25 protein-coding genes are annotated in these 26,085 nt (G+C 61.0%); 12 read left to right on the top strand and 13 right to left on the bottom strand.

Translation table 11 applies throughout. The features are described from left to right. Nucleotides 1–61: 61 nt before the first annotated feature. From THS5294_RS00380 to THS5294_RS00355, 6 genes are read right to left on the bottom strand one after another with little or no spacing between them, the layout of a single operon-like run. Nucleotides 62–658 (bottom strand): hypothetical protein, encoded by a 597-nt coding sequence (locus THS5294_RS00380; RefSeq protein ID WP_058122162.1) that lies wholly within the window; start codon nucleotides 656–658, stop codon nucleotides 62–64. A 9-nt stretch (nucleotides 659–667) separates the two neighbouring features. After that, entirely contained in the window at nucleotides 668–2,428 is a 1,761-nt protein-coding gene (ureC, locus tag THS5294_RS00375) for an urease subunit alpha (protein ID WP_058122161.1), read from the bottom strand. Nucleotides 2,429–2,476: 48 nt separating this feature from the next. After that, on the bottom strand, nucleotides 2,477–2,671 hold the full coding sequence (locus THS5294_RS00370) for a hypothetical protein (RefSeq protein ID WP_058122160.1): 195 nt from the start codon (nucleotides 2,669–2,671) through the stop codon (nucleotides 2,477–2,479). Continuing rightward, a complete protein-coding gene (locus THS5294_RS00365) occupies nucleotides 2,671–2,976 on the bottom strand; it encodes an urease subunit beta (RefSeq protein WP_038006225.1) in 306 nt (101 codons plus the stop codon). The genes THS5294_RS00370 and THS5294_RS00365 overlap by 1 nt, the downstream gene beginning before the upstream one ends. Before the next feature lie 12 nt (nucleotides 2,977–2,988). Beyond that, a complete protein-coding gene (locus THS5294_RS00360) occupies nucleotides 2,989–3,291 on the bottom strand; it encodes an urease subunit gamma (RefSeq protein WP_058122159.1) in 303 nt (100 codons plus the stop codon). A 1-nt stretch (nucleotide 3,292) separates the two neighbouring features. Beyond that, entirely contained in the window at nucleotides 3,293–4,126 is an 834-nt protein-coding gene (locus THS5294_RS00355; protein ID WP_233486368.1) for an urease accessory protein UreD, read from the bottom strand. 160 nt (nucleotides 4,127–4,286) lie between these two features. On the opposite strand from THS5294_RS00355, the gene THS5294_RS00350 reads away from it, so the two are divergent. From THS5294_RS00350 to THS5294_RS00325, 6 genes are all read left to right on the top strand, one after another. Further along, on the top strand, nucleotides 4,287–6,089 hold the full coding sequence (locus THS5294_RS00350) for a sensor histidine kinase (protein WP_058122158.1): 1,803 nt from the start codon (nucleotides 4,287–4,289) through the stop codon (nucleotides 6,087–6,089). Then, nucleotides 6,086–7,417, top strand: coding sequence for a sigma-54-dependent transcriptional regulator (locus THS5294_RS00345; protein ID WP_038006228.1), 1,332 nt, complete (start codon nucleotides 6,086–6,088; stop codon nucleotides 7,415–7,417). Before THS5294_RS00350 ends, THS5294_RS00345 begins: the two co-directional genes overlap by 4 nt. A gap of 249 nt (nucleotides 7,418–7,666) precedes the next feature. Continuing rightward, entirely contained in the window at nucleotides 7,667–8,653 is a 987-nt protein-coding gene (locus THS5294_RS00340) for a TAXI family TRAP transporter solute-binding subunit (protein ID WP_038006231.1), read from the top strand. Nucleotides 8,654–8,759: 106 nt separating this feature from the next. Then, entirely contained in the window at nucleotides 8,760–11,222 is a 2,463-nt protein-coding gene (locus THS5294_RS00335; protein ID WP_058122157.1) for a TRAP transporter permease, read from the top strand. A 158-nt stretch (nucleotides 11,223–11,380) separates the two neighbouring features. Beyond that, nucleotides 11,381–12,709: a histidinol dehydrogenase gene (gene hisD / locus THS5294_RS00330; RefSeq protein WP_058122156.1), complete on the top strand. Its 1,329-nt coding sequence runs from the start codon at nucleotides 11,381–11,383 to the stop codon at nucleotides 12,707–12,709. Between the two features lie 151 nt (nucleotides 12,710–12,860). Then, a complete protein-coding gene (locus THS5294_RS00325) occupies nucleotides 12,861–13,592 on the top strand; it encodes a hypothetical protein (RefSeq protein WP_072936795.1) in 732 nt (243 codons plus the stop codon). Nucleotides 13,593–13,605: 13 nt separating this feature from the next. Here the strand turns inward: THS5294_RS00325 and THS5294_RS00320 are convergent, their stop codons facing one another. The 6 genes from THS5294_RS00320 to THS5294_RS00295 form a co-directional block, all read right to left on the bottom strand. Then, nucleotides 13,606–14,577: a DMT family transporter gene (locus THS5294_RS00320; RefSeq protein WP_038006622.1), complete on the bottom strand. Its 972-nt coding sequence runs from the start codon at nucleotides 14,575–14,577 to the stop codon at nucleotides 13,606–13,608. A gap of 192 nt (nucleotides 14,578–14,769) precedes the next feature. Then, nucleotides 14,770–15,873, bottom strand: a complete 1,104-nt coding sequence (gene leuB, locus THS5294_RS00315) for a 3-isopropylmalate dehydrogenase (protein WP_038006241.1) — start codon at nucleotides 15,871–15,873, stop codon at nucleotides 14,770–14,772. Nucleotides 15,874–15,955: 82 nt separating this feature from the next. Continuing rightward, a complete protein-coding gene (locus THS5294_RS00310; protein ID WP_199484371.1) occupies nucleotides 15,956–16,888 on the bottom strand; it encodes an endonuclease/exonuclease/phosphatase family protein in 933 nt (310 codons plus the stop codon). Nucleotides 16,889–16,980: 92 nt separating this feature from the next. Beyond that, complete coding sequence (locus tag THS5294_RS00305) at nucleotides 16,981–17,799, bottom strand: hypothetical protein (RefSeq protein WP_038006247.1); 819 nt, start codon at nucleotides 17,797–17,799, stop codon at nucleotides 16,981–16,983. Between the two features lie 318 nt (nucleotides 17,800–18,117). Then, complete coding sequence (leuD, locus tag THS5294_RS00300) at nucleotides 18,118–18,723, bottom strand: 3-isopropylmalate dehydratase small subunit (RefSeq protein ID WP_038006249.1); 606 nt, start codon at nucleotides 18,721–18,723, stop codon at nucleotides 18,118–18,120. A 50-nt stretch (nucleotides 18,724–18,773) separates the two neighbouring features. Continuing rightward, complete coding sequence (locus tag THS5294_RS00295) at nucleotides 18,774–19,598, bottom strand: DUF4198 domain-containing protein (RefSeq protein ID WP_072936794.1); 825 nt, start codon at nucleotides 19,596–19,598, stop codon at nucleotides 18,774–18,776. Between the two features lies 1 nt (nucleotide 19,599). On the opposite strand from THS5294_RS00295, the gene THS5294_RS00290 reads away from it, so the two are divergent. From THS5294_RS00290 to THS5294_RS00270, 5 genes are all read left to right on the top strand, one after another. After that, the gene (locus THS5294_RS00290) at nucleotides 19,600–20,736 is read left to right on the top strand and encodes a HupE/UreJ family protein (RefSeq protein WP_072936793.1); all 1,137 of its coding nucleotides are present in this window, start codon (nucleotides 19,600–19,602) and stop codon (nucleotides 20,734–20,736) included. Between the two features lie 88 nt (nucleotides 20,737–20,824). Continuing rightward, nucleotides 20,825–21,139, top strand: a complete 315-nt coding sequence (locus THS5294_RS00285) for a hypothetical protein (protein WP_058122152.1) — start codon at nucleotides 20,825–20,827, stop codon at nucleotides 21,137–21,139. A 63-nt stretch (nucleotides 21,140–21,202) separates the two neighbouring features. Further along, nucleotides 21,203–22,030: an S-formylglutathione hydrolase gene (gene fghA, locus THS5294_RS00280; protein ID WP_038006255.1), complete on the top strand. Its 828-nt coding sequence runs from the start codon at nucleotides 21,203–21,205 to the stop codon at nucleotides 22,028–22,030. Further along, nucleotides 22,027–22,647 carry an HAD family hydrolase gene (locus THS5294_RS00275; RefSeq protein ID WP_058122151.1) on the top strand — a complete coding sequence of 207 codons (621 nt, stop codon included), beginning with the start codon at nucleotides 22,027–22,029 and terminating at the stop codon, nucleotides 22,645–22,647. The genes fghA and THS5294_RS00275 overlap by 4 nt, the downstream gene beginning before the upstream one ends. Before the next feature lie 9 nt (nucleotides 22,648–22,656). Continuing rightward, on the top strand, nucleotides 22,657–23,571 hold the full coding sequence (locus THS5294_RS00270) for an alpha/beta fold hydrolase (protein ID WP_058122150.1): 915 nt from the start codon (nucleotides 22,657–22,659) through the stop codon (nucleotides 23,569–23,571). Here THS5294_RS00270 and THS5294_RS00265 read toward each other — a convergent pair. Continuing rightward, complete coding sequence (locus tag THS5294_RS00265; RefSeq protein ID WP_058122149.1) at nucleotides 23,568–24,818, bottom strand: MFS transporter; 1,251 nt, start codon at nucleotides 24,816–24,818, stop codon at nucleotides 23,568–23,570. The two genes, THS5294_RS00270 and THS5294_RS00265, sit on opposite strands and share 4 nt — an antisense overlap. A 187-nt stretch (nucleotides 24,819–25,005) precedes the next feature. Here THS5294_RS00265 and zapE point away from each other — a divergent pair, with 187 nt between their 5' ends. After that, a complete protein-coding gene (gene zapE / locus THS5294_RS00260; protein ID WP_058122148.1) occupies nucleotides 25,006–26,079 on the top strand; it encodes a cell division protein ZapE in 1,074 nt (357 codons plus the stop codon). The last annotated feature ends 6 nt before the right edge of the window (nucleotides 26,080–26,085 follow it).

Here is a 26,085-nt window from a genome sequence, read left to right as displayed (position 1 = left end):
CTTTGGGGATATCCTTGGCAGTGATCGGGGCGGTCCGACTTTGGGCTGGGTGCTTTGATGGTTAAAATACCTTTGAGTTCGAAGCTTTTTCTCGTTCGTGCTGCGAAACCTCTATTATGCCCGCGCACAAGGCGAAGGTGGCATGGTATTCAGGATAGGTTGTTATCCCGAAACGCGGATATCTTACTGAATGCCAGTACTTTTTGATCTCTTTCCCGAATTCTATTTTCGTCATCTCAGATTGCCCAAGCACGCCCAAAAGTCTGAATGTGTGAGCTAGCCCAAGTGGCTTGTAACGCATTGATGCCGTTTCTACTTCGATCGCTGCTTGGGAGAGCTTATGCTGTGAGCCAACAAATTTTGAATGTATTTTCCCAAGTCTCAACTCCACTAGCTTTCGATAGATACGTCTTAAATGAATGCGATCACCTGCTTGGGTAACTGTCCGTAACAGAACGACCAAGTCGTGGCTGTTGTGCGTATCAAGACCACGGGATTTTCCAAGCGACTTTAGGCCGAGTTCGGCGGAATGGAGGAGCAGGAAGTAAATGGGATTACGGTTCTCCCAATCCTTGGAGTCTTCGGCCTGAAAAACGATCTCGGCGGCACGCAAGTATTCTTGCGCACGTTCTAGATATAGATCGGCCTCAGACTTCATTCGGCGCCCTCAAAACAGAAAATACCGCTGGGCCATGGGCAACTCGCTTGCGGGTTCGCAGGTCAGGAGTTCGCCGTTGGCGCGGACCTCGTAGGTTTCGGGGTTCACCTCGACTTCGGGGGTTGCGGAGTTGAGGATCAGGTCCGCCTTGGAGATATTGCGCGTGTTTTGTACGGCCTCCATGCCCTTGGCCGTGCCCAGTGTGCCACGCAGGTCGGCGGCCATCGCGGCCTCGGAGACGAAGCACACCGAAGACTGCTCGACCGAGCGGCCAAAGCTGCCGAACATCGCGCGCGAGTAAACAGGCTGCGGCGTCGGGATCGAGGCGTTCGGATCCCCCATTTGCGCCACGACAATCGTGCCGCCCATCAAGACCATCTCAGGCTTTACACCAAAGAACGCAGGGCTCCAGAGGACCAGATCGGCGCGCTTGCCTTCCTCAATCGAGCCGACGTGCTGGCTGACGCCGTGTGCGAGTGCCGGGTTGATCGTATATTTCGCGATGTAGCGGCGGACGCGGAAGTTGTCGTTGTCGCCTGTTTCCTCGCTGAGCCGCCCGCGCTGTTTGCGCATTTTGTCGGCGGTTTGCCATGTGCGGATAATCACCTCACCGACGCGGCCCATGGCCTGACTGTCTGATGCGATGATGCTGAACGCGCCCATGTCGTGCAGGATATCCTCGGCGGCGATGGTTTCGCGGCGGATGCGGCTTTCGGCAAAGGCCACGTCCTCGGGGATGGATTTGTCGAGGTGGTGGCACACCATGAGCATGTCGAGGTGTTCCTCCAGCGTGTTCACGGTGAAGGGGCGCGTGGGGTTGGTGGAGGAGGGCAACACATTGTCCGCGCCGCATATCTTGATGATGTCGGGGGCGTGACCGCCGCCCGCGCCTTCGGTGTGAAAGGCATGGATGGTGCGCCCGCCGATGGCTTTCATGGTGTTCTCCACAAAGCCGCTTTCGTTGAGGGTGTCGGTGTGGATCATGACCTGCACGTCCATGTCATCGGCCACGGACAGGCAGCAGTCGATCGCGCCCGGGGTGGTGCCCCAATCCTCGTGCAGCTTGAGGCAAGACGCCCCGCCCTCGACCATTTCGCGCAAGGCATCGGGCTGTGACGCGTTGCCTTTGCCCGCAAGGCCGATGTTCATCGGGATCGCGTCAAAGGCTTGGAACATCCGGCCCAGATGCCACGGGCCGGGGGTGCAGGTTGTGGCCAGCGTGCCGTGCGCAGGCCCGGTGCCGCCGCCAAAGCAGGTCGTGACGCCCGAATGCAGGGCGTCGTCCATTTGCTGGGGGCAGATAAAGTGGATGTGGCTGTCGAACCCGCCGGCCGTCAGGATACGGCCTTCACCGGCGATGGCCTCGGTGCCGGGGCCGACGACGATGTCGACGCCGGGTTGCGTGTCGGGGTTGCCAGCCTTGCCGATCTTGTGGATGCGCCCGTCCTTGAGGCCCACGTCGGCCTTATAAATCCCGGTGTGATCGACGATCAGGGCATTGGTGATAACAGTGTCCACTGCGCCTTGGGCACGGGTGGCTTGGGACTGGCCCATGCCGTCGCGAATGACCTTGCCGCCGCCAAACTTGACCTCTTCGCCGTAGTGCAGCGCGTTGGCACCTGCGCCCCCCGTTGACGCCGCACCGGCGCGTTCGGCGATGAGGTCCCGCTCAACCTCAATGATCAGGTCGGTGTCTGCCAGCCGCAGCCGGTCGCCTACTGTGGGGCCAAACATGGCAGCGTAATCGGCGCGGGAAATCGTGGTGGCCATGGGGTCGTGTCCTTTGGGGCAGTGCGTGGGCAGGCAGGAGCGGCGGCGTTAAGCGTGCCGGGGTGCGGTGCGTTGCAATGGTCGGAGGTAGGGGTTCAGCGCGGAGGCCGTGTTCATAAAGCGCAAGGTCATCTCGAAGTTGGCTTGTGCCAAAACGCGGGCGGCTTGCAGTGAGGGCGCCCAGAAATCGAGCGGCCATGTGACGGCGTAATGGGGGGCAAAAGGGCTTAACTCGGTACGCATTAGAGGTCTCCCATGACCTGTTGATTGAAACCAAAAACACGGCGCGCGCCCCCAATGGGGATGAGCGGCACCTCCCGGCGTTGGCCGGGTTCAAAACGAATGGCAGTGCCCGCCGCGATGTCGAGCCGCAGGCCATGTGCTGCCGCGCGGTCGAACTCCAGCGCAAAGTTGGCCTCTGCGAAATGATAGTGGCTGCCGACCTGCACGGGGCGGTCGCCGGTGTTGGCGACCATCAGGGTGACGGCCTGGGTGCCGGGGTTGAGCGTCAGATCGCCCTCAGCGGGCAAGAGTTCTCCGGGGATCATCGCAGCGGCCTCCTAGCGGATGGGATTGTGAACGGTGACCAGTTTGGTGCCGTCGGGAAAGGTCGCTTCGACCTGAATTTCGTGGATCATCTCGGCGATGCCGTCCATCACGTGATCGCGGGTTAGGACTTGGGCACCGGCCTCCATCATATCCGCCACGGAGCGGCCGTCGCGCGCGCCCTCGACCACGGCCTCGGTGATGAGGGCGATGGCCTCGGGGTGGTTCAGTTTGACGCCACGGGCGAGCCGTTTGCGGGCGACTTCGGCCGCCATTGCGACCAGCAGTTTGTCTTTTTCGCGGGGGGTGAGTTGCATGTCAGATCATCCAAGTGCGGGGCAGGGGGCCGTGGCTAAGGAGCCGCAGGGCCGGAAGGAGCGTTTGGCGGAGGCCAAATCCATCGGGCGCCAAGAGGCGCAGGTGAAGCAGGTCCGGCGCCAGAAGCGAGGCGCCGGATGTGGAGTTAAGGACGGCGCGCACGGGTGTCAGCAGCGCCTCAGCGTTTGGGGCCGCGAGGATCACACTGGCCAGAGCGCCAGCGCCGCCTGCGGCTTGCGCCATTTGGGCGCTGACATCTCCGCTCAGTGCCATGGCGTCCGCAAAAATAAGCGCGCCTGCACGGCGGATTTCGACCCGGTCGTGGAAGGCGGCGTTGTGCAACGTCTCGCCCATGGCGACCCGGCCCAGCACGAGGGATTCGACAAACATAAAGCGCGCCGTTTCGTGCAGATCGACTTTCATGTCACGGCGCACGCAGCTGTTTTCAAACAAGATTGTTTCTTGGGGGAGCCAATTGAGCTGCGCGCCCTCAGACACGCGAAGCCTATTGGTCACGCGGCCCGTTTCACCGGGCTGTGCGCCATAGGCGCGTTCCGCGGCTTGGGTGGTAAGGGTTAGCTGCGTGTCCGGCCCCGCCGTCGCCGAAAGGGCGAACCGATCGCCCCCGGTGATGCCGCCTGCGGTGTTGACCAAAACAGCCTGCAATCCGGCACCGCCGCGCGGAAACACCAGCTTGGACGAGCCCGCCTGCCGCAGGCTTGCGATGACGCTGGCCCCATCGCGGGCCTTGGCCGTGACCTGAGCCTCGCCGCGGGCGCGGGGTTGGCTGGGCGTTGTTATGGTGTGCAGTTCGGTGATCGGTTCGTCCCCCAATGAGGGTTAACTATCTCAGGAGTTCGCCAAAGTGCGACGGGCGGGCTGCCATCCGCTGCCTACTTTTCGCTCATCTGCCTGTGTTTTGACGCGTTTGGTGAAAAAATAGGCATGTGCGCAATCGCTGGTGCGAGCGGTGAACTTGGCGTAGCTTTGCGCCATGGTATTTGCGTCGAAAAAACCGCGCCTTCGGGCTGCGTTGAACCTGCAAGTTGCGGTGGTGCTGGTGGCGATGCTGACGGCCCTTTGGGTACTGGTCTGGCCCCGGTTGGAGCGGTATTTCCTGCTGCAAGCCGCCGAGCAAAACGAGGTCACGCTGCGGCTGGCGAGCGACTCGTTACGGGCGGCGTTGGATCGATATGCCCCGCTGCCGCATCTGATCGCGCAGTCCCCGACGCTTGGGGCGTTGCTGCGCGCGCCCGGGGCCCCCGGCGCGGTGGCAGCCGCCAACACAGAACTGTTGAACACCGCGCTCGCTGTTTCGGCGTCCGATGTTTACGTGATGGGCGTGGATGGCACTGCGCTTGCGGCCTCGAATTACTACAAGGGGGAGGGGTCGTTTATCGGCAATAATTTCAGCTTCCGCCCCTACTTTACGCAGGCCCTTGATGGGGGCTTGGGGCGGTATTTCGCACTAGGGACCACCTCGGGCGAGCGGGGGTATTTTTACGCGACCCCGGTGCGGGATGGGCCCGAGATTGTGGGCGTTGTGGCCGTAAAATTCACCGTGGATGCGTTTGAGGAAAACTGGCGGGGTGCGGCCTCAGAGGTGATCGTGACGGATGTGAATGGGGTTGTGGCGATGTCGTCGCAGCGGCCTTGGCATTTTCGCACGACCCAGCGGTTGGATGATGAAAAGCTAAAGGCCATCGCGCTGAACCGGCAGTACCCGCTGGATCAGCTGACGCCGTTGGATATGCAGCGCCGCGCGCTGAGCGGATCGGCGGATATCGCGACGGTGGGGGGCATGGAATACGTCGCCTCCTCGGCGGAGGTAATCGAAACGGCAGGCTGGTCCGTGACGTCATTGGTGCCCACGGCGGGGGCGCGGACCCAGGCGATGTGGGTGTTGGCGGTGTTCGCGCTCGTGGGTTTGTTCGCAATCCTTGCGGTGGCCGCGTGGCGGCAGCGTGGGTTGCAGGCGGCGGCCGTTCAGCGCGAGTTGGAGGCCCGGGTCCGCGAGCGAACCGATGCCCTGCGCATTGAGGTAGAGGAGCGGCGCGCCACGGAGGCCGAGTTGCGCCGCACCCAAGCGAGCCTTGTGCAGGCGGGTAAGTTGTCCGCACTTGGCCAGATGTCCGCGGCCCTAAGCCATGAGTTTAACCAACCGCTTGCCGCCGTCAAAAGCTACGCGGAAAACGCGGGCAGTTTTCTGGACCGAGGCCAGACCCAACAGGCGCGTGAGAATATCACCCGTATTAGCGGGTTGGCCGACCGGATGGCGCGAATTTCAAAGCATTTGCGGAACTTTGCTCGTCGCCCCGATGAGGCCAGCGGCCCGGTCGCCTTGGACAAGATTATAGAGGACGCCGTGGCCGTGGTTGAGCCGCGCCTAAAGCGTGACGCGATCACGTTGGATATCGCGGGGCCAGAGGCTGCGGCGGTGGTAAACGGTGGGCATGTGAGGTTGCAACAGGTGGTTGTGAACCTCCTTACGAATGCGGCGGATGCCTCGGGGCCCGGGGGGCGCGTCGTGTTAGGGGCGGCGCCCTTGGAGGGCGGCTGGCAGGTGACGGTGCGCGATTTTGGGGCCGGCATCCCCCAAGATGCCCAGAGCCAGATGTTCGACCCTTTCTTTACCACCAAAGAAACCGGCAAAGGCCTTGGGCTGGGCTTGTCGATTTCATTTAATATTGTACGTGATTTTGGCGGCACCCTATGGGGCCGTAATCACCCTGAGGGTGGTGCGGTGTTTGGCGTGGATTTGCGCGCGGCTGAGGGCGTGCAGGAGGCGGCGGAATGAGCGAGACAATCCTGTTTGTCGATGACGAAGAAGACCTGCGCATCGCGGCCAGCCAAACGTTGGAATTGGCTGATCTGCCGGTCACGGCCCTGCCGGAGGCGGATTTGGCCCTGTCCCGCGTTGCGCGCGATTTTCCGGGGATTTTGGTCACAGATATTCGGATGCCCGGTATGGACGGCATGGCCCTCCTGCGTGCGGCGCTTGAGATTGACCCCGCCCTGCCGGTGATCATCGTGACGGGCAATGGCGATGTTGAGCTTGCGGTGCAGGCGATGCGGGACGGGGCCTATGATTTCCTCGAAAAGCCCTATGACCCCAAGCATCTGGTGGCCACCGTGCGCCGAGCTTTGGATAAACGCCGCCTGACGTTGGAAAACCGCGCGTTGCGCAATCAGGTCGGTGGGCGCGATGTGGTTGAGGCGCGGCTGATCGGGCGGTCGGCTGCGATGGTCGCGCTGCGCACGCAGGTGCGGGCCGTGGCCGAGACCGAGGCCGACGCGTTGATCACGGGGGCCACCGGTACAGGCAAAGAGATTGTCGCCCGCGCCCTGCACCGCGCCAGCCCCCGGCATGACCGCCCGTTTGTGCATATCAACTGCGCCGCTATGCCCAAAGATTTGGTCGAATCCGAGCTGTTTGGCCATGAGGCGGGCGCGTTTCCCGGCGCGCTGAAGCCCCGCTTTGGGAAGTTGGAGTTCGCCCGTGGCGGCACCGTTTTCTTGGATGAGATCGATAGCCTGCCCGTGGACGTGCAGGCCAAGTTTTTGCATGCGATCCAGAACCGGCAGATTACCCGGTTGGGCAGCAATGAACCCGTGGATCTGGACGTGCGGTTCCTTGCGGCGGCCAAGGCACCGCTGGATGCTGCGGTTGAGGCGGGCAGTTTTCGGGCCGATCTGTATTACCGGTTGAACGTTGTAACCCTGCATGTGCCGCCCCTAAGTGCGCGGCGCGAGGATGTGCCGCAATTGTTCATGCACCTGGTGGGCGAGGCCGCGACCCGTTACAAACGCCCCGTGCCGGATGTGCGCGACGCGGTGCTGGCGCAGGTCGCCACGCAGGACTGGCCGGGCAATGTGCGTGAGCTGCGCAATGCGGCGGATCGGTTTGTTCTGGGCTTTGGCCCAACCGCCGAGGCCGCAGCCCCATCCGCCAGTGATGAGACCTTGGCCACGCAAATGGCAGCCCATGAGCGCGCGCTTGTCGCTGCTGCGCTGTCGGCACACAACGGCGCCCTTAAGCCCACATATGAGAGCCTCGGGATCAGCCGCAAAGCCCTGTATGAGAAGATGCAGCGCCATGGGTTGGACCGCGAAAGCTATACCTAAGCGTCGCGCAAACCGCAGGAGTGTCACCCAAACGACCCACCGTTAGCGCCACCATGTTCCGAATGTGACCCATTGGCTGGGCGCCTTGATGCTCAAAATGCGAATCCGCGCAATCATCGCTTGCGTGATGGGGCATTGCCCGCCTCCATGCGCGCATCCTGATCTCAGGGAGCTGGCCCAAACCATCGGGCCGGGAGACAGGTGGGACGCGATCAAACGCCCCCACAAAACTTTAAGGGAGAGAGTTATATGAAACTCACGACACTTCTGGCTGCGACAACTGTTGTGTTCGCAGGTCAAGCATTCGCCGACGGTCACGTGGACCGCACAGACTGGCCCACCAGCTTCACCGTTGGTACGGCGTCGCAGGGCGGCACCTACTTTGCCTACGGCTCCGGCTGGGCGAACCTCGTGGCAGAAGAGCTGGGCCTGACCGGCGGCGGCGAAGTCACTGGTGGCCCCATGCAGAACATGGCGCTGGTGCACACAGGTGAAGCCGCATTCGGCATGACCACAATGGGCCCAGCAGCGGAATCGCTGAACGGCACCAACCCAATCGCACCCGGCCTTGCAATGGACAAAGCCTGCGCGATGTTCCCAATGTACCAGACACCATTCTCGGTGACTGCGCTGACATCGTCGGGCATCACATCGGTTGCGGACATCCCCGCTGGCGCGAAAATCGGTTTCGGTCCTGCTGGTTCGACGTCCGACACATACTTCCCACGCATGATGGAAACACTGGGCGTCGACTTTGAGCGTCGCAACGGTGGTTGGACTGACCTTGGTGGTCAGCTTCAGGATGGTCTGCTGGACGTGATCGCGTTTGCGGCTGGTGTGCCTGTGCCCGCCGTGTCGCAGCTTGAGGTCCAAACGGACGTCAACATCATCGAGTTCACCGAAGCTGAGCAAGCCAAGATCCTCGAAACTTTCCCGGTTTCGCAGTTCGACATCGCAGCAAGCACCTACACCACACTGGAAGCCGATGCGCGTTCCGTGTCGATGTGGAACTTCTCGATCGCCAACTGTGATCTGCCCGAGAGCTTCGTAGAAGCCGTTGTCGACGTCGTTATGTCCGACAACGAGCGTATGCTCGGCATCCACAAAGCAGCCCGTTCCACAGTGCCCGCCAACTGGGACAAAAACGGTGTTCTGATGTGGCACCCCGGTGCGGCCAAATGGTTCAACGAAAACGCAGGGGCATCCATTGCCGCTGACATGATCTACGGCGGCTAATCGCCTTAGATTACGATGATAACCTCTCGCCGCGCCAAGCGGCGGGGGGCTTTTGGGCGACCCGCGCGTCAGACCTCGGGCGTCCAACATATGAGCGAGGGACGCCATGACCAATCAAACCACCGATAGCCCCGTGATTGCCGAAGGTGTGGACGACGAACCCGTCGAATCCAACCGTCGCCTGTTTACGGGACGCACGTATATTCTGGTCGCGGCTCTTTCCGCGTTTTATGCGGGCTTCCACATGGCCGCGCTGAATGGCGTGTCGATCGCAGCATGGACCGGGATCACGATCCCGCTGTTGCCATCCTTTCCCCTAGAGACTTGGAACTTCCGCATCGTGCACATTGCGGGCGCGTTGATCCTTGGCTTTATCCTCTTTTCGGGCCGGTCGTTCCCGGATGATGACGCAGAGGCGTCGGGTCATTCGGTTCTGGACTACGCGGCCTATGGCCTGATGCTGCCAGCGTTCTATGCGCTGTGGACGGCGCTGGGCTTTGCCTCGGACATCGCGGGTGGTGTCGCTTGGAACGGTATTGATCCGGGCATCAAATCGCGTGAGATCTGGCACTTTGGCGTGCCTTTGCTGGCCGCGACTGCGGGTGGCATCGTGATCGGCTGGGTCCGCACACGGGCGCGGGGCCAGATTGTGCCCGCCGACCTGTTGTTGGGCCTGTGCGGGATCGCAGCGGCGACCTATTTCATCACGATCTATGGCACGTTGATGCGCAACTCGACGGGCACGCCCTTTGCGCCCATCGGGATTTCGCTGGCGGCTGTTGCGGGTGTGGCCCTGATCATGGAACTGACGCGCCGGGTGGCGGGCCTTGCCCTGATCATCATTTCGGGCGTGTTCTTGGTGTATGTTTTCACCGGTGAAATGCTGCCGGGGTTCCTGAATGCGCCTGACATTGCGTGGACGCGGTTCTTTAGCCAAGTCTACACCGACGCCGGGATCCTTGGGCCAACCACGGCTGTGTCCTCGACCTACATCATTCTGTTCATCATCTTTGCGGCATTCCTACAGGCGTCCAAGGTGGGGGATTACTTTGTGAACTTCGCCTTCGCCGCCGCAGGGCGCGCCCGGGGTGGTCCGGCCAAGGTGGCGATTTTCGCCTCTGGCCTGATGGGTATGATCAACGGCACATCTGCGGGTAACGTGGTGGCCACTGGTTCGCTAACGATCCCGTTGATGAAAAAGGTTGGCTACCACAAGAAAACCGCCGGCGCGGTTGAGGCTGCGGCCTCAACAGGCGGGCAGATCATGCCGCCGATCATGGGGGCAGGCGCCTTCATCATGGCCGAGATCACGGGCATCCCCTACACCGACATCGCCATTGCGGCGATTATCCCGGCGATCCTCTATTTCGCGTCGATCTACTTTATGGTCGATTTTGAGGCCGCCAAACTGGGCATGCGCGGGATGCGCGAAGATGAACTGCCCAAGTTCCGCGCCATGGTGCGCCGTGTGTTCCTGTTCCTGCCGATTATCATTTTGATCGTCGCGCTGTTCATGGGCTATTCGGTGATCCGGGCTGGGACCTTGGCCACGGTGGCGGCTGTTGTCGTCAGTTGGGCCACGCCTGAGCATTTCTCGCTCAAGCAGGCGGGGTTCACGTTGCAGCGTCTGTTGGTCTTGGCGATTGCGGTTCTGACCGTGGTCCTGACGGTGGCCTATGTCACTATCACGCCCGCAGAGCCCGGCGCGCCATCGCCTGCGTTGATCACGAACCTGTCGCTGATCATCTCGGCCCTAGTGGCGGTGACGTTTGTCTATGTCACCTACATCGAGATGGCCGGCAAATCGGAGCAACAGGGTCTGGGCCTGAGCGGGATGCTCAAGGGGTTGGAACTGGCGGGTGTCATGTCGATCCAGATCATCGCGGTGTGTGCCTGTGCAGGTATCATCGTGGGTGTGATTTCCCTGACGGGTGTGGGGGCGCGGTTCTCAAGCGTTCTGTTGAACCTTGCGGGTGTGTCGCAACTGCTGGCGCTGTTCTTTGCGATGTGTATCGCGATCCTCTTGGGCATGGGCATGCCGACGACAGCGGCCTATGCGGTGGCGGCAAGCGTGGTGGCACCGGGTCTGGTGCAGCTGGGTATCCCGCAGCTGACGGCGCACTTCTTTGTGTTCTACTTTGCCGTTGTCTCGGCCATTACGCCGCCTGTGGCGTTGGCCAGTTACGCGGCGGCGGGGATATCGGGGGCCAACCCGATGGAGACCTCGGTGGCGTCGTTCAAGATCGGCATCGCGGCGTTCATCGTGCCGTTCATGTTCTTCTACAACTCTGCGATCCTGATGGATGGCACGTGGTTTGAAGTGGGCCTTGCGGGTGTGACGGCGGTGTTTGGGGTGTTCCTGCTAAGCTCTGGTGTGCAGGGCTGGTTCGCGGGGGCGCGCGTGGCGTGGTTCATCCGTGCCGCCCTGATCCTTGCGGCGCTGTTCATGATCGAAGGCAGCTGGGTCACGGACGTCATCGGCGTGGTTCTGACGGGGGCGATCTTTGCGGTGCAAAAGGTTTTTAACCCACCTTCAGATGCGCAAATCTCGGTCCACGGCGCGGACTAAGGCCTGCGTAAATCTTCAGGCGAAAATCCTGTTGAAACATTGAAAACCCCCGGCCGCGCGTCGGGGGTTTTTCGTTGGTGAATGGCTTGCTTGGCCCGCGTGCTTGGACTAGCGTTGCATAGGTATGCAATTGCGATTTGCAAAACGGAGCCAAGCCCATGACGATCACTTACCTCAAGCGCGGCATTTCGGATGATGTTCGTGCCGATGATGACGCCAAAACCGCCGAAATCGTGGCCGCCACGCTGCGCGATATTGAGACGCGCGGCGACACGGCTGTGCGCGAATTGGCCAACAAGTTCGACGGCTTTGATCGTGAAAGCTACCGGCTGAGCGAGGCCGAAATTGAGGCGATTGTCGCCCAAGTTTCACCCGAGGATATGGCGGATATCAAATTCGCACAGGATCAGGTGCGTGCCTTTGCCCAAGTGCAGCGCGATAGCATGCTCGATGTTGAGGTCGAGACGATGCCCGGCGTGATTTTGGGCCACAAGAATATCCCCGTGCAATCCGTGGGCTGCTACGTTCCGGGCGGTAAGTTCCCGATGGTTGCCTCGGCGCATATGTCGGTGGCGACGGCCAGTGTGGCAGGCGTGCCTCGGATCATCGCCTGTACGCCGCCGTTCAACGGGGTGCCGAACCCTGCTGTGATTGCCGCGATGCATATGGGCGGCGCGCATGAAATCTATGTCCTCGGTGGTATTCAGGCCGTGGGCGCGATGGCGATCGGGACGGAAACGATTGACCCCGTGCATCTGTTGGTCGGCCCCGGCAACGCCTTTGTCGCAGAGGCCAAGCGCCAATTGTTTGGCCGCGTAGGCATCGACCTGTTCGCAGGCCCAACCGAAACGATGGTGATTGCCGATGACACTGTTGACGCCGAAATGTGCGCGACGGATTTGTTGGGGCAGGCCGAGCATGGCTATAACTCGCCGGCCGTGTTGCTCACGAATTCGCGCAAACTGGCGGAGGACACCCTGCGGGAGATCGACCGGCTGCTAGAGATCCTGCCTACGGCGGACACCGCTTCGGTCAGTTGGCGCGACTACGGCGAAGTGATCTTGTGCGACACCTATGATGAGATGCTGGCCGTGGCGGATGACATCGCGTCCGAGCATGTTCAGGTCATGACGGACCGCGATGATTGGTTCCTTGAACATATGACATGTTACGGTGCGCTGTTCTTGGGGCCGCGCACCAACGTGGCCAATGGTGACAAGGTTATCGGAACGAACCACACGCTGCCCACCAAGAAAGCAGGCCGGTATACGGGCGGTCTTTGGGTGGGTAAGTTCCTCAAGACGCATAGTTATCAAAAGGTCACAACCGATGAGGCCGCGGCGCAAATTGGGGCCTATGGTTCACGGCTGTGTATGCTTGAGGGGTTCGCGGGCCACGCAGAGCAATGCAACCTGCGAGTACGGCGCTATGGGGGCGTGAATGTGCCCTACGCCGAGGCCGCGCGTCTGCCGAGTGAAAACGCCTAACGAGGGCGTGCAAACCTGAACATTAGGGTCGCCTTAGGGCGGCCCTTTTGCGTTTTGACCCATGCGCTGCGGTAAGGAAAACCTGACCCCAAAAAGTTAACGCGGCCTGATAATATATCTCCGTTGTTGGTTAATGAGTATGGAGGGTCCCATGCGGGCTTGGACAGTCGCCGTTGTTATGTGCGTTTTGGGGGCAGGTTGTGCAGAGAAGAGCCTGCTGCGGGAAGAGGACGCGGTATTGGAAAGCAAGCCGGTCACTTCAACTAGCGATTTGAAGACCTTGGCGGAGCACAGTGAAGCGCTATCGATGGCCTATAGGAAAGCGGCGCGCGAAGCCACCGAGGGGCAAAATGTGGCAGCCGTTTTGACTTATTTGGCGGCTGGCAGCTTTGTGGTTGGGGCTGTGGGCAGCGCGTCGGATGTGGCGCTTGCGAACCGGGGGCTAGTGGGGGTGGCGAGCACTTCGGTGGCGTCGCGCACGGTGTCCAAAGACACAATTAAGGGCATCTATATCGCGTCCAAACGCATGAATTGTGTGGCCACGACGGCCAATATGGGGCGCTTTTTGTTGGCGCGTTCGACAGGGCCGACTAAGAGTATGGCCCGGGCTGCCACCTACGGCGCGGTGGAAGAAATCCGCATTATAACGCGTGAAGCATTGGTGCGCGATGTAGCAGATTTCACCACCATACGAGACGCTCTTTTGGCGGGTGTTGGGCGCAACGAGGAGGGGGCGAGGGTTGCTAGTGACAAAGCAGAAGGAGCGCCGCCGCGCACCGAGATCGATTTTATTCGTCTCAACCAATACTTAGGTCTGCTCGACAATTGTTTGCTTGATGCAGCTAAGGTCACATCTGTCGCCACAATCTCCAAGGGGGAATGACCTGGGAGCGCTACTACAGGCTGGCGTCCTTTTCCGCCTCAGTTAGCATTGGGCTGACGCGGGGGGCGGTGCCTGTTTCGGGCCGTGAGCGTGTGCGTAAAACCGGGGTTGTGGCGGACCCGCCGCCGCGCGCTTCGCGCAGGACAATATACAGCCCGCTGGCGATGATGATCCCGACGCCAAGGATGGTTGAGGCGTTGATCGCCTCGTCGAAGAATAGCCAGCCATAGACCGCCGCCCAGATGATCTGGGAATACTGCATCGGAGCCACGAGGGCGGCATCGGCCCGGCGATACGCGCCGATCAGGCACAGGGTCGCCACAAATCCAAAGACCGCGACCACGACGACCAGCCCGAAATCCTGCAAGGGCATGGGTTTGTAAAAGAACGGCAAAAGCGCCCCCATGACGACCACATTTGCGACCATCGGATAGAGCATCAAAACGGCGGAGCGTTCCTCGCGCCCAATTTTGCGCACGATCACAGAGGCCAAGGCCCCCGCACCCGCCGCAGTCAGCCCCGCGACATGCCCAAGCGTGAAGTCCGTTGCCCCCGGTTGCAGCACCACCAGCACGCCCACAAGGCCAACGATCACTGCCATGCCCCGCCGCCAGCCCACGGTTTCGCCAAGGATGGGTACGGCGAGCAGGGTGATGATCAACGGTGTCGCGAACAACAGCGCGTAGGTCTGGGCCAAGGGCAGGACCGAGAACGCATAAAAGGCCGATATCCCCGTGATAACGGCCGCCGCCGTGCGCAGCCCGCTCCACCACGGGCGGTTTGGGCGCAGGTTTGCGGTGGTCGCATCCCGCAGCAACATCACCGTCACCAGGGGAAAGCCCAACAGCACGCTGAAAAAGACGATTTGGAAGGGCGCGTAGGAGCCGCCAAGCGCCTTGACCGCAATATCGTGGGTGGCAAAGACGCCGAATGCGGCGAGGCCCAGAAGAAGCCCGGACAAAGAGGAAGAGGGTGCAGACGACATATCAGAGCTTTGGGTTTTTGGTGCGTGCGGTCCCGCTATACCTGCGCCTGTGTTTGGTTTTCGGCAAGGCTTGATTTTGAGCGCGGGCATTGGGCGCGCGTTTGCGCCATAAAAAATGCGCAAAGGCGGATGGGCCTTTGCGCATGATTATTGGGCGTTTGATGCCGCCTTTGGGGGTGCGACAGCCGGACCTTAGAGCGAGGCGTCGAGTTTTGCCAAGATCGCGTCGGTCATGCCGGATGTGGACACGGCCGTCGTATTCGCATCGCCCAGCAGGTCGCCAGTGCGCACGCCGTCGGCCAAAACGCCTTCGATCGCGGTTTCAAGGCGCGCGGCTTCGGTGCCTTGGTCGAACGAATACCGCAGCGCCATTGCGAAGCTGAGGATACATGCGATCGGGTTCGCTTTGCCTTGGCCCATGATATCAGGCGCGGAGCCGTGGACGGGCTCATACAGTGCTTTGGGGCGGCCATTTTCCATCGGCGCACCCAGCGAGGCGGAGGGCAACATACCCAACGAGCCGGTCAACATCGCGGCACAGTCGGACAAGATGTCGCCAAACAGGTTGTCGGTCAGGATGACGTCGAATTGTTTGGGTGCGCGCACCAGCTGCATCGCGCCGTTGTCGGCGTACATGTGGCTCAGCTCAACATCGGCGTAGTCCTTGTGGACGGCCGTGACGACTTCGCGCCACAGAATGCCCGACTCCATCACGTTGGCTTTTTCCATCGAGCAGACCTTGCCGTTGCGGCGACGGGCCAGTTCGAACGCGGAGCGCGCGACGCGGTCGATCTCCGCTTCGGTGTAGCGTTGGGTGTTGATGCCCACGCGCTGGCCATCTTCTTCGAAGATGCCGCGCGGCTCACCGAAGTAGGAGCCGGAGGTCAATTCGCGCACGATCATGATGTCGAGACCCGCAACGATGTCCTTTTTCAGCGAGGAGAAATCGGCCAAGGCGTCAAAGCATTGCGCGGGGCGCAGGTTTGCGAACAGGTCCATTTCCTTGCGCAGGCGCAGCAGGCCGCGCTCTGGCTTTACGGAGAAATCGAGATCGTCGTACTTGGGGCCGCCGACGGCGCCCAGAAGGACTGCGTCGACCTCTTGGGCGCGGGCCATCGTGTCGTCATGCAGCGGCGTGCCGTGCGCGTCATAGGCCGCACCGCCCACAAGGTCTTCGCTGACATCGAAAGCCAGCCCGCGTTTGTCCCCGAACCAGCCGATGACGCGCTGCACTTCGGCCATGACCTCGGCGCCAATCCCGTCACCGGGCAAAATCAGGAGGGAAGGGTTGGACATGCGGGCGCTCCTTGCACTGCGTTATATATCGCAGCGGTGGGTAGCGGAGGTCTGCCCCGGGGTCAAGAATGGGCGGCATCTGTTAGCGCGTGACGGTCACCCAGACCAAACGGTCCGCGCCTGCTTGTGCCACCGTTTCGGCAAAAGGGTCATCGGGGGCGGGCCACAGGACCCCGCTGTCAATGAGGGTCCAGTCACGGCTGGGCAGGATGTAATCCACGCGCAGGGGGCCGGGGGGCTTTTGCCACGCGGCGGTGTCCTGCGCGGGGGGGCCTGTGTTGGGAATGTCGCTTTCAAAGACCGCGCCGCCGGGGCTGATCGGGGCGGGGTCCTGAAGGCGGGGGTGGCTCAGGAGGGCGCGTAGTGCGGTGCGGTGGCCTTCGCCGTCCATGGGGTCAAGGTTGAAGCGGCCCGCGAGGATCGGCGCGGTAAAGGCACCGTCGGACAAGGCATTGGCCCAAAACAAAAGTTGGTCACGGTTGCGCAGGCCATTTCGATCCTCGGGGCCGTCAAATACGGGGGGCGTTGCGGCCATGGCCAGCAGGTCAAACGTGCCGCTTTGGGCCATGACAGGGACCCGCCAATGCGCCGTTGAGGCAAGGGGGACTACGTTTGCCGCGGTTACCGATAGCACGTCACGGGCGGCGGAACCGGGCACATCGGCCCAAAGCACGCGGCCCAGATCTTCAATCGCGCCTAAGGGGAGTTTCGACAGGATCGCGAGCCCGTTTTCGCCGCTGAACCAACCGTAGCCAAGGGCGTCTTCGGGTTCATTGAGGCGGCCATCGCCGTCGATATCCACACCGGATGCCTTGCCCGACATGGGGGAAATCGCGGCGATGTGGGGGTAGGTTTGGCCCGCCTCAGTCAAGCGGTTCTGTAACGCGTGCACGCCATGCAGGCCGTAGTCGTGATCAATGCCACTAAGCACGAGGATATCGGCGGTGGCGGCGGCCAGGACGGCGATTGCGGCGGTGGATTGATCATCGGGGCGGTCCGTGAGGGCGCGCAACATCAAGCCCGGTCCCTTACGGGTGAGGCCTGTGTCCATCCAAGCGATTTTGAGCGTATCAGCGCGGGCTGCGGGTGTGCCCAGCAGCAGGCAGACTAGAAGGCGTGCAACCCATCGCCGTGGTCCATGCTGGCGTCCACGAGGCGTTTGCGCTTTGCCTCGATCATGTCGGACAGGCGGTGCATGGCGATGCCGCGCATGAACAAAGAGGCTGGCAAAAAGGCCCATAGAGTGACTGTCCACACGAGTGTTAGGTCGTTGGAAAACATCGAAAGGTTGTGGTTTGCGGCAATGAAGGCCGCGAGAGGTGGGGTGATGTATGGCAGCACAAAGCCTAAGATAATGTTAACGCGTGCGTCCCGGTTTAACCGTTTAACCACGTCGGTGCCGGCGGTTGGGTCAAACGTGGGCAGGTTGATCCAGACGTTGAAACTGCCCGTAGGGGAAGGCCAGCTGCGCAGCCGGATCAAGATTGCGAAGACTGTAAGCGAGACCAGAGCCACCAAATAAGCCAACCCGGCTGCAATTCGCACCATCTGGGCTTGCTCAACCGTGGTGCCGCGCGGCAGGGCGTCCATGACGATGCTCAGCGGGCTGTAGGGAAAGTCGACGCTGTGGCCCAGCAACAGGCCAATGGCAGTGACGAATTCGGCCAAAGGAGTGGGGTCATACTGTCCGCGACAGGCAACCGTGATCAGAAACAGCGTCGCAAGCAGCATCAAGAAACGCACGCGGTTATAGGGCGGTGCGTCGCGGAACTCGACCAAGCCGGGGTAGGTGGCGGCGTATTCTACAAACACGAAAAACGCCGCAAAGATCGCGAGCAAAGCCACGATCTGTGTGATCTCTTGACCCAATCCGGGCAAAAGAAGGGACGGGGTCGCCACGAGAAGCGCCACCAGAATAGCACGCATCAACGCGCCTGTGAGCTGCGAAATCACTGCCTCATTACCTCAATTTGGACGGACGCGGTACGTGCCTTGTCCTTGTCCCAAGTTGAAACCCACCTTTGCGGAGGGCTGCCTCATTTATGCCATCACTTTGCCCAAATTAAGGCTGTCGCGCAAGCATCTGGACTCACAGCAGAATCTTTTTATTTTTTCATTTTTATTGAGGATGCGTTTTTAAAGGGTTTACCAAAGACTTAGGCCCGCGCGGTGAGCACGGGCCTATATATTGTGTCGAAAAGTGAGTCTTTTGAGTCACACTTCGCAGAGTGTTTTAACGCGGTGTTAAACCCACGGGCGGGCTTGCGAGGCCTGCGCTTCAAAGGCGTCGATCGACGCGGCTTTTTCCATGGTCAGGCCAATGTCATCAAGACCTTCAAGCAGGCAGTGCTTTTTGAAGCTATCGACTTCAAAGGCAAAGGCGGTGCCGTCAGTGATGGTCACGGTCTGCTCTTCGAGGTTGACTGTGATGCGGGCGTTTTCGCCCTTTTGGGCCTCTTGCATGATCACATCGACCTGCTCTTGGGGCAACGCGATGGGCAGGATGCCGTTTTTGAAGCAGTTGTTGTAGAAGATGTCAGCAAAGCTGGGCGCGATTACGGCACGGATACCGAAATCAAGCAGCGCCCAAGGGGCGTGCTCGCGCGACGAGCCGCAGCCAAAGTTATCACCGGCGACGATGATCTCGGCGTTGCGATACGCGGGCTGGTTCAGCACGAAATCAGGGATCTCTTTGCCGTCGTCGTCAAAGCGCATCTCATCAAAGAGGTTCACGCCAAGGCCGGACCGCTTGATCGTTTTCAAAAACTGCTTGGGGATGATCATATCGGTGTCGATGTTGATCAGAGGCAGGGGGGCGGCGACGCCCGTGAGCGTTTCAAACTTGTCCATGGGGTTCTCCTTTGGGGCACCTGTAGCGCCCTGCGCGGGCGGGCGCAAGATCAGGGCACGGCGAAGGTGAGTGCCGCCCAAAGTGAATGATACGCCACCCCGGGCGCCTCGGCCGGATCGCGCGGTTGTAGGGTGACGGCATCCACAAGGTAGCTGTGCCCGGCGCGCACGGGCAGGACCGCGATCCCGTCGCTATTTGTGCGGTGCAAGGTAATCGTGACCGTGCCATCCGGGGCCTTTTCGAACAGCTCGACCTGCGCGTTTGTGCGTGGTTCGCCCTCAAGCATCACAAGAACTGGCAGGCCATTCGAGAGGTCATCGGTGTAGGGGTTGGCCTGTGCAATGATTTCGGTTCGCAGGCCAAAGACGCGGTCCTTGCCTGCACCGTCGCCGACACCGATCAGGGCCTTGGCGTAGCGGCTATAGCTTTCGCGAAAGTTTTCCGTGGGCAGGCCACGCGCCGTGTGTGCGCTAAGGACATCGCCGAAATCTTTGTGGTCAATGAACCTCTGGAACTTGTCCCATGTTTTGTAAGCCAGCGTTTGTGCGGCGGCCTCATGCGCAACGATCAGCAGTCCCTCCGGCGCGCCGGTGAGTTGAAAGGCCGGGTTATCGCCCACGGTCGCCGCGACCTCAGCCTGCGCGCCGCCTGCGACCTGTTCAAACCGAACCGAGCGGCGAGGCACATAGATAAACGTGGGCCCTTTGAAATCTTGGCCTACGTGAAACGCCGCGCGCGCGGTTTCGCCGGGTGCGATTTGATAGGCTTGGGGTTCGATCCAGAATTCATGCGCCTGTGCGGCACCCGAAACCAAGACTTGTGCCGCGTACACAAACGCGCAAACTGCGGGCAACAGCGATTTGAGGGGAAACATAATGGGCCGGGTCCTAACTTCGATATTAACCATGATGACGCTTTTGATGGGGCTGTCGTTCGGCGCGAGCGCGCATGAGGTGCGCCCCAGCGTTGCCGACATCACCGTGGCACAGGATGACGTGACCGTGCAATTGACGATCATGTTAGAGCCTGTTCTGGCGGGCATTGACCTTGGCGCGGTCGAGGACACCGACGAAAGCGCGCTGTCGGATCAGAATGACGCGTTGCGCGGGTTGGACCCCGCTGCCCTGCGCGCAGAGTTTGACGCCGCTTGGCCCACGATTGCCCAAAGCATTGTGATGCGTGCGGGCGACGCCCCCCTGACCCCTGAGGTGACCGCCGTCATGATCCCGGAGGCGGGCGATACCGACCTGCCGCGCGATACGATCCTGACGCTTGTGGCACCCTTACCTGCGGGCGACGCGCCTGTGGTGTTCGGCCTTGCGGCAGAATTGGGCAGTGTGGCGGTGCGTCAACAAGCGGAGGGCGCGTCCTACAGCGCGTTTTTGCAAGGCGGCGCGGTCAGTGACCCGTTGCCCCGAGGTGAGATCGCCGCCCAAAGTACCGCCGACGTTGTCACAAAATACGTGATCTCAGGGTTTGAGCACATCATCCCGCTGGGCATTGATCACATCTTGTTCGTACTGGGCTTGTTCTTTTTCTCACTCGCGTGGCGGCCTTTGCTGTGGCAGGTCTCAGCCTTTACGTTGGCGCATACGATCACCTTGGCGATGGCCACTTTGGGTGTTGTGACCGTCTCACCGGCGATTGTTGAGCCGCTGATCGCGGCCTCCATCGCCTATGTCGCGATTGAGAACATCTTTCACAAGCAAGACCGCACCATTGGCTGGAGCCGCATCGCGGTCGTGTTCGGGTTTGGCCTGCTGCACGGGTTGGGCTTTGCCTCGGTGCTGGGTGATTTCGGCTTGAACGACGGGCAGTTCATCGTGTCGCTGATCGCGTTCAACGTAGGTGTCGAGTTGGGCCAGATCGCGGTGATTGCCGTGGCCTTTTTGGCCGTTGGCATTTGGGCCGGGCGCAAGGCGTGGTACCGCCCTTACGTTGTGGTGCCCATGTCGGCGGCGATTGCGGTTGTTGGACTTTGGTGGGCGTTTGAACGGACGTTCCTTGCCTGATCTAACATAGCCTTTGCGGGGCGGGGGCATCCGTCCCGCTAGGGATGTAAACCGTGTGGTCAGAGCCGCACCAAGAACGGAGCGGCGCATGGGACGTTTGTTTGGCCTGGTCTTGAGCCTTTTGGGTGGGATCGCCTTTGGCCTTGGCGCGTTTTCGCTGCTGACGGTGCCGGAGGCGGGCTGGATTTCGGCACAGGGGGCGGAGGCCGTTGGCACCGCGATTTTGCCCGGATTGGCGTTGTGGTTTGCGGCGTGGATCGCTTTTGCGCTGGACGCGCTGCAACGCGACTTGGACGCTCTGCGCCAAGAGACGGCGGTTGTGGGGAACACGCTGAACCGCTTCGTCAAACAGGTGGAAGCCGCGCAGACACGTCCCAATCCGAACGCGACGCGTCGCTCCTAGCGCTTGCCTGTGCCGCACGCGCGCCTATGCTGGCGCCAACATAGCACGCATGGGGGCAACAGCATGGATATCATCAGCGAAAATCGCTGCTTTGGGGGCGTTCAAGGGGTCTATGGCCATCGCTCTAAGGCGACGGGTACAGACATGACGTTTGGGCTGTTCCTGCCGGCTGAGGCGGCGGATGGTCCGGTGCCTGTTTTGTGGTACCTTTCGGGGCTGACCTGCACACATGCCAATGCGATGGAAAAGGCGGGCGCGCAGGGTTGGGCCGCAGAGCAAGGCATTGCCGTGATCTTTCCGGACACCTCGCCGCGCGGCGAAAATGTGGCCAATGATGCGGCCTATGATTTGGGGCAGGGCGCGGGCTTTTATGTCGATGCGACTGAGGCACCGTGGGCGCCGCATTTCGCCATGGAAAGCTACATCATGCAGGATCTGCCGAGCACGGTGTTTGACGCCTTTGCCTTGGACCCGAATGCCCAAGCGATCACGGGTCATTCCATGGGCGGGCACGGGGCGCTGACGCTTGCGATGAAACACCCCGGGCGCTTTCGCTCAGTTTCGGCGTTTGCGCCGATCTGCAACCCTGCGGCCAGTGATTGGGGGCAAAAGCAGCTGGGTGCCTATCTGGGCGAGAACGCTGATTTTGAGGCCCATGACGCCAGCCACCTGATGCGCACTGACGGGCTGGATGTGCCCTTGTTGATCGACACGGGCACGAATGATCAGTTTGGTGATTTGCTCAAGACCGAGGCGATGGCCAGCGCCGTGGCCACCCGCCGTGCCGAAGCCACGTTGCGCCTGCAAAAAGGTTATGATCACAGCTATTTCTTCGTCTCCTCCTTTATGGAGGACCACATGACCTTCCACTCCGAGGCCCTATACGCATGATCGACGCGGTTGTTTTTGATATTGGCAATGTTCTGATTGAATGGCAGCCAGAGCGCCATTTTGACCGTCACTACGGCGAGGATCGTCGCCGGGATCTGTTTGGATCTGTTGATTTGCACGCTATGAATGATCGTGTCGATGGGGGTGAGAATTTTCATGCGGTCCTCAAGGACACAGAGGCGCAATACCCGGAGTTTGCCGTGGAAATTCGGGATTGGCACGACAATTGGATCCAGCTTGCCTCCCCCGTGATCCCGCATTCGGTTCACTTGTTGCGCGCGTTGCGCCGCAAGGGTGTGCCCGTGTTCTCGCTGACCAACTTTGGGATTGAGACGTTTGACTATGCGCTCACGTTCTACAGTTTCCTGAGCGAGTTTGACCGCGATTACGTGTCGGGGCGCATGGGGGTGATCAAACCTGCGCCGCGCATCTATGAGATGTTGGAACAAGATTGCGGCGTTGCGCCTGAGCGTCTTTTGTTCACCGACGATCGTGCAGACAACATCCAAGCCGCCTCCGCGCGTGGTTGGCAGACCCACCAGTTTGAAGGGCCGCAGGGCTGGGCTGAACGCCTCATCGCGGAGGGGCTTTTGACACCTCAGGAGGCCACGCCCTAGGGCGCCCCGATGGAGGCGATCTGGGCTCTTGTGGCGCTTGGCGCGCTGGGCGGGCTCGCGCGTGCGGCCGTTTGGGGTGCGGAACAGCCCATGGATGGGGCTGCGCGCAATGCCGCCCCCGGTCAATTCGTTGGCTTGTCTGAGGGGGTGACCCATTACCAGTTGGAGGGGCCAGAGGATGGCCCAGTTATTCTGTGCATTCACGGGCTGACTACGCCGTCGTTTGTGTTTGATGCCATGGTCCCGGGGCTGGTCGCGGGGGGCTACCGCGTGCTGCGCTATGATCTTTACGGGCGTGGGTTCTCAGATCGGCCCAAGGGGGCCTATGACGTGCGCCGGTTCACGGGGCAGGCGATTGAGCTGTTAGATGCCCTGCAGATCGACGCGCCTGTCACGGTTTGGGGGTATTCCATGGGGGGGGCTGTCGCGACCACACTGACGCAGGCGCATGGGGCACGGGTCGAACGGCTGGTACTGTTGGCACCGGGCGGGTTGGGGCACGATCTGGGGCGGTTTTCTGAATTGTGCGCGGCGGTGCCTGTGTTGGGCGATTGGGCGTTTGCGACCTTGGGTGGCTGGGTCCTGCGCCGTGACGCAGGGAATGCGCCCGACACCGCGGGTGCGGTGCGGGACCTTACGGCCCGTATCCAAGCGGAAACGCGGGGGCGCGGTTATATGCGCGCGGTCCTGTCGAGCCTGCGGCATATGTTGTCCGTGGATCAGGCCGGGACACACGCGGCGCTTGCGCAATCGGGCGTGCCGGTCACGGCCATTTGGGGGGCTGCGGACACGGTCATCCCGCTACAGGCAATGGACCGCCTTGCACGCGCGAACCCGTCCGCGCGCCAAGAGGTGATCGAAGGCGCAGGACATGACCTGCCCTCTGGTCATAGCGCAGAGGTGCTGCGCCTTTTGTTCGGCTAGGCGGCGGCTGCGCGGGCCTCTAGCGGGGCTTCCTTAATCGGCAGGTGCACCAGCGCGGACACCGCCCCAACCCCAACGCCGACCCACCAAACGATGGTATAGGTGCCATAGGCATCATAAAGCGCGCCGCCCAGATAGACCCCCAAGAACCCACCCAGCTGGTGGCTAAAGAACACCAAGCCATAGAGCGTGCCCATGTAGCGCATCCCGTAGATGTGCCCCACAAGCCCGGATGTCAGTGGCACCGTGGCCAGCCACAAGGCCCCCATCACAAGCGAGAAAACGATCACCGAAAGGGGCGTGATTGGCAGCATGATGAAGGCTGCAGCCGCGATGGTACGGCCCGTGTAGATCGCCGCGAGCAGGTACTTGCGGCTGTAGTGCTTGCCCAGATACCCCGCGTAGATCGTGCCCGCGATGTTGGACAGCCCGATCATCGCAATCGCCATCGCCCCCAGTGCTGAGGTGGTCGTGATCCCAAAGGACCACAGCACGCTGTTTGGGTCAATCGGGCCACAGATTTCGGTGATCATTGCGGGAAAGTGCGCAGTGATGAATGCCAATTGATACCCGCAGCTGAAAAAGCCCACGAAAATCAGGATGAAGGATTTGTCCTTGATCGCGCCGCGCAGGACCTCACCCATGGATTGCTCTAACTCGGCCCGGGTGGCGGGGGGCTGAACAGACCGCATCATCGGCAATGCAAACAGGGTCAAAAGGATCAGGCCCGCAAAGATCACGAACACTTCTTGCCACGCGAAACTGCCCAGCAGGTATTCGGCCAAGGGCGCGCCAATCACCTGACCCGCGGAGCCCGCCGCCGTTGCAATACCCAACGCCATGGAACGATGTTCATCACTGGCGGCGCGGCCCACGACCGCGAGGATCACGCCAAACCCGGTGCCGGCGATGCCGAACCCCACAAGGATTTCGAGCATTTGATGCGCCTCGGGCGTGACGGCAAATGACGACAGCACAAGACCTGCGGCATAAAACAATGCGCCCAGCACGATGGCCTTTTTGTCACCAAACCGTTCTGCGATGGCGCCAAAGATTGGCTGTCCGATCCCCCACGCCAGGTTTTGGATCGCAATCGCGAGGGAAAATTCCGCCCGCAACCAGCCAAATTCATTGGCAATCGGCAGTTGAAACACCCCAAAGGACGCACGGATCGCGAACCCCATCATCAAGATAATCGAACCCGCAATCAGCACGGGAGAAATCAAAGAGGTACGGGTGGCTTGCATGACGGCTCCGGCGGGCTGGGGTTTGGCGCAAGGTGGGGGGAATTTGCGCGGTGGTCAAACATGGATTTCTTGAACCGACGTAAATTATTTTTAACTGGGCGTCTGCATCAATCATGGCGGTCGCTGCGGCAAGGTGCGCGGGTCGGGGTGTCTTTTGTTCCCGGCGTGCGCAGGCTACGTAGTCGGTATGTCTGATCCATTGACCGCCATATATGATGCCAAAATTGCCGAAGGCAGCCTGCGCCCAGACCCTGCGCAGCGGCTGGCCGTTGCGGCCCTAGAGGATCTGCGCCTGCGGATTGCGAAGCCGGAGAAAAAGGCGCTGTTTGGTATCTTTGCCAAGAAAAAGCCCAGTGAGGGGCCGCTTGGTCTTTATATGTGGGGCGGTGTCGGGCGGGGCAAATCCATGTTGATGGATCTGTTCTATGAGGCGCTGGATGTGCCAGCGCGGCGCGTCCATTTCCATGCCTTTATGCAAGAGGTTCATCGCGCAATGACCGCCGCCCGCAAGAACGGGGTGGAGGATGCGATACTCCCCGTGGCCGAAGGCATCGCGGCGCAAGCACGGGTGCTGTGTTTCGATGAGATGCAGATCACGGACATCACGGATGCGATGATCGTGGGGCGCTTGTTTGAACAGCTGTTCGCGCGCGGCGTGTTTATTGTGACGACGTCCAACCGGGTGCCGAATGATCTGTACAAAGACGGGCTGAACCGCAGCCTGTTTGTGCCGTTTATTCGCCAGCTAGAGGCGCGGTTGATCGTACATGAACTGATTTCCTCAAAGGATTATCGGCAAAATCGGCTGGCAGGTTCGCCGGTGTATTTCGCACCCCTCGGGGCCGAGACGCGGGCTCAAGTGCAATCCATTTGGGATGATCTGACGGGTGGCCAATCCGAAGGGCTGACCCTGCATGTTACGGGGCGTGAGGTTGAGATCCCTGCATTTTGGGGCGGTGTCGCTAAGGCTGATTTCATGGAGCTATGCGGTCGGCCCTTGGGTGCTGGTGATTACCTTGCCCTTGCTGAGGCCGTGCGCGTGTTGATCCTGACGAACGTGCCACAGCTGGATAGCACCCGGTTCAATGAGGCCAAGCGGTTCGTCACCCTCATCGATGCGCTGTATGAAGCAGGGACCAAGCTGATTATCTCGGCCGCGGCCCAGCCCGAGATGCTATATGCCGAGGGCGCGGGCACGTTTGAGTTTGAACGCACCGCGAGCCGCCTGCGAGAAATGCAGGCCGCGGATTGGGGCCAGTAGCCCCGC

The sequence above is a fragment of the Thalassobacter stenotrophicus genome, assembly GCF_001458315.1.
In the GTDB taxonomy this organism is placed as follows: Bacteria; Pseudomonadota; Alphaproteobacteria; order Rhodobacterales; family Rhodobacteraceae; genus Thalassobacter; species Thalassobacter stenotrophicus.
Note: the sequence above shows the minus strand (reverse complement) of the source record. Positions and strands in the feature narration are given on the sequence as shown.

Excerpts from the sequence above, each read along its gene's own strand:
- THS5294_RS00320 (WP_038006622.1), bottom strand. The coding sequence starts at position 14,577 with ATGTCGTCTGCACCCTCTTCCTCTTTGTCCGGGCTTCTTCTGGGCCTC.
- ureC (WP_058122161.1), bottom strand. The coding sequence starts at position 2,428 with ATGGCCACCACGATTTCCCGCGCCGATTACGCTGCCATGTTTGGCCCC.
- THS5294_RS00305 (WP_038006247.1), bottom strand. The coding sequence starts at position 17,799 with ATGCGTGCTATTCTGGTGGCGCTTCTCGTGGCGACCCCGTCCCTTCTT.
- leuB (WP_038006241.1), bottom strand. The coding sequence starts at position 15,873 with ATGTCCAACCCTTCCCTCCTGATTTTGCCCGGTGACGGGATTGGCGCC.
- zapE (WP_058122148.1), top strand. The coding sequence starts at position 25,006 with ATGTCTGATCCATTGACCGCCATATATGATGCCAAAATTGCCGAAGGC.
- THS5294_RS00370 (WP_058122160.1), bottom strand. The coding sequence starts at position 2,671 with ATGCGTACCGAGTTAAGCCCTTTTGCCCCCCATTACGCCGTCACATGG.
- THS5294_RS00310 (WP_199484371.1), bottom strand. The coding sequence starts at position 16,888 with ATGTTGCGCGCCCTCACGGACCGCCCCGATGATCAATCCACCGCCGCA.
- THS5294_RS00365 (WP_038006225.1), bottom strand. The coding sequence starts at position 2,976 with ATGATCCCCGGAGAACTCTTGCCCGCTGAGGGCGATCTGACGCTCAAC.
- THS5294_RS00340 (WP_038006231.1), top strand. The coding sequence starts at position 7,667 with ATGAAACTCACGACACTTCTGGCTGCGACAACTGTTGTGTTCGCAGGT.
- THS5294_RS00290 (WP_072936793.1), top strand. The coding sequence starts at position 19,600 with ATGGGCCGGGTCCTAACTTCGATATTAACCATGATGACGCTTTTGATG.
- leuD (WP_038006249.1), bottom strand. The coding sequence starts at position 18,723 with ATGGACAAGTTTGAAACGCTCACGGGCGTCGCCGCCCCCCTGCCTCTG.
- THS5294_RS00270 (WP_058122150.1), top strand. The coding sequence starts at position 22,657 with ATGGAGGCGATCTGGGCTCTTGTGGCGCTTGGCGCGCTGGGCGGGCTC.
- THS5294_RS00325 (WP_072936795.1), top strand. The coding sequence starts at position 12,861 with ATGCGGGCTTGGACAGTCGCCGTTGTTATGTGCGTTTTGGGGGCAGGT.
- THS5294_RS00380 (WP_058122162.1), bottom strand. The coding sequence starts at position 658 with ATGAAGTCTGAGGCCGATCTATATCTAGAACGTGCGCAAGAATACTTG.
- THS5294_RS00345 (WP_038006228.1), top strand. The coding sequence starts at position 6,086 with ATGAGCGAGACAATCCTGTTTGTCGATGACGAAGAAGACCTGCGCATC.
- THS5294_RS00350 (WP_058122158.1), top strand. The coding sequence starts at position 4,287 with ATGGTATTTGCGTCGAAAAAACCGCGCCTTCGGGCTGCGTTGAACCTG.
- THS5294_RS00265 (WP_058122149.1), bottom strand. The coding sequence starts at position 24,818 with ATGCAAGCCACCCGTACCTCTTTGATTTCTCCCGTGCTGATTGCGGGT.
- THS5294_RS00335 (WP_058122157.1), top strand. The coding sequence starts at position 8,760 with ATGACCAATCAAACCACCGATAGCCCCGTGATTGCCGAAGGTGTGGAC.
- THS5294_RS00360 (WP_058122159.1), bottom strand. The coding sequence starts at position 3,291 with ATGCAACTCACCCCCCGCGAAAAAGACAAACTGCTGGTCGCAATGGCG.
- THS5294_RS00285 (WP_058122152.1), top strand. The coding sequence starts at position 20,825 with ATGGGACGTTTGTTTGGCCTGGTCTTGAGCCTTTTGGGTGGGATCGCC.
- THS5294_RS00275 (WP_058122151.1), top strand. The coding sequence starts at position 22,027 with ATGATCGACGCGGTTGTTTTTGATATTGGCAATGTTCTGATTGAATGG.
- fghA (WP_038006255.1), top strand. The coding sequence starts at position 21,203 with ATGGATATCATCAGCGAAAATCGCTGCTTTGGGGGCGTTCAAGGGGTC.
- hisD (WP_058122156.1), top strand. The coding sequence starts at position 11,381 with ATGACGATCACTTACCTCAAGCGCGGCATTTCGGATGATGTTCGTGCC.
- THS5294_RS00295 (WP_072936794.1), bottom strand. The coding sequence starts at position 19,598 with ATGTTTCCCCTCAAATCGCTGTTGCCCGCAGTTTGCGCGTTTGTGTAC.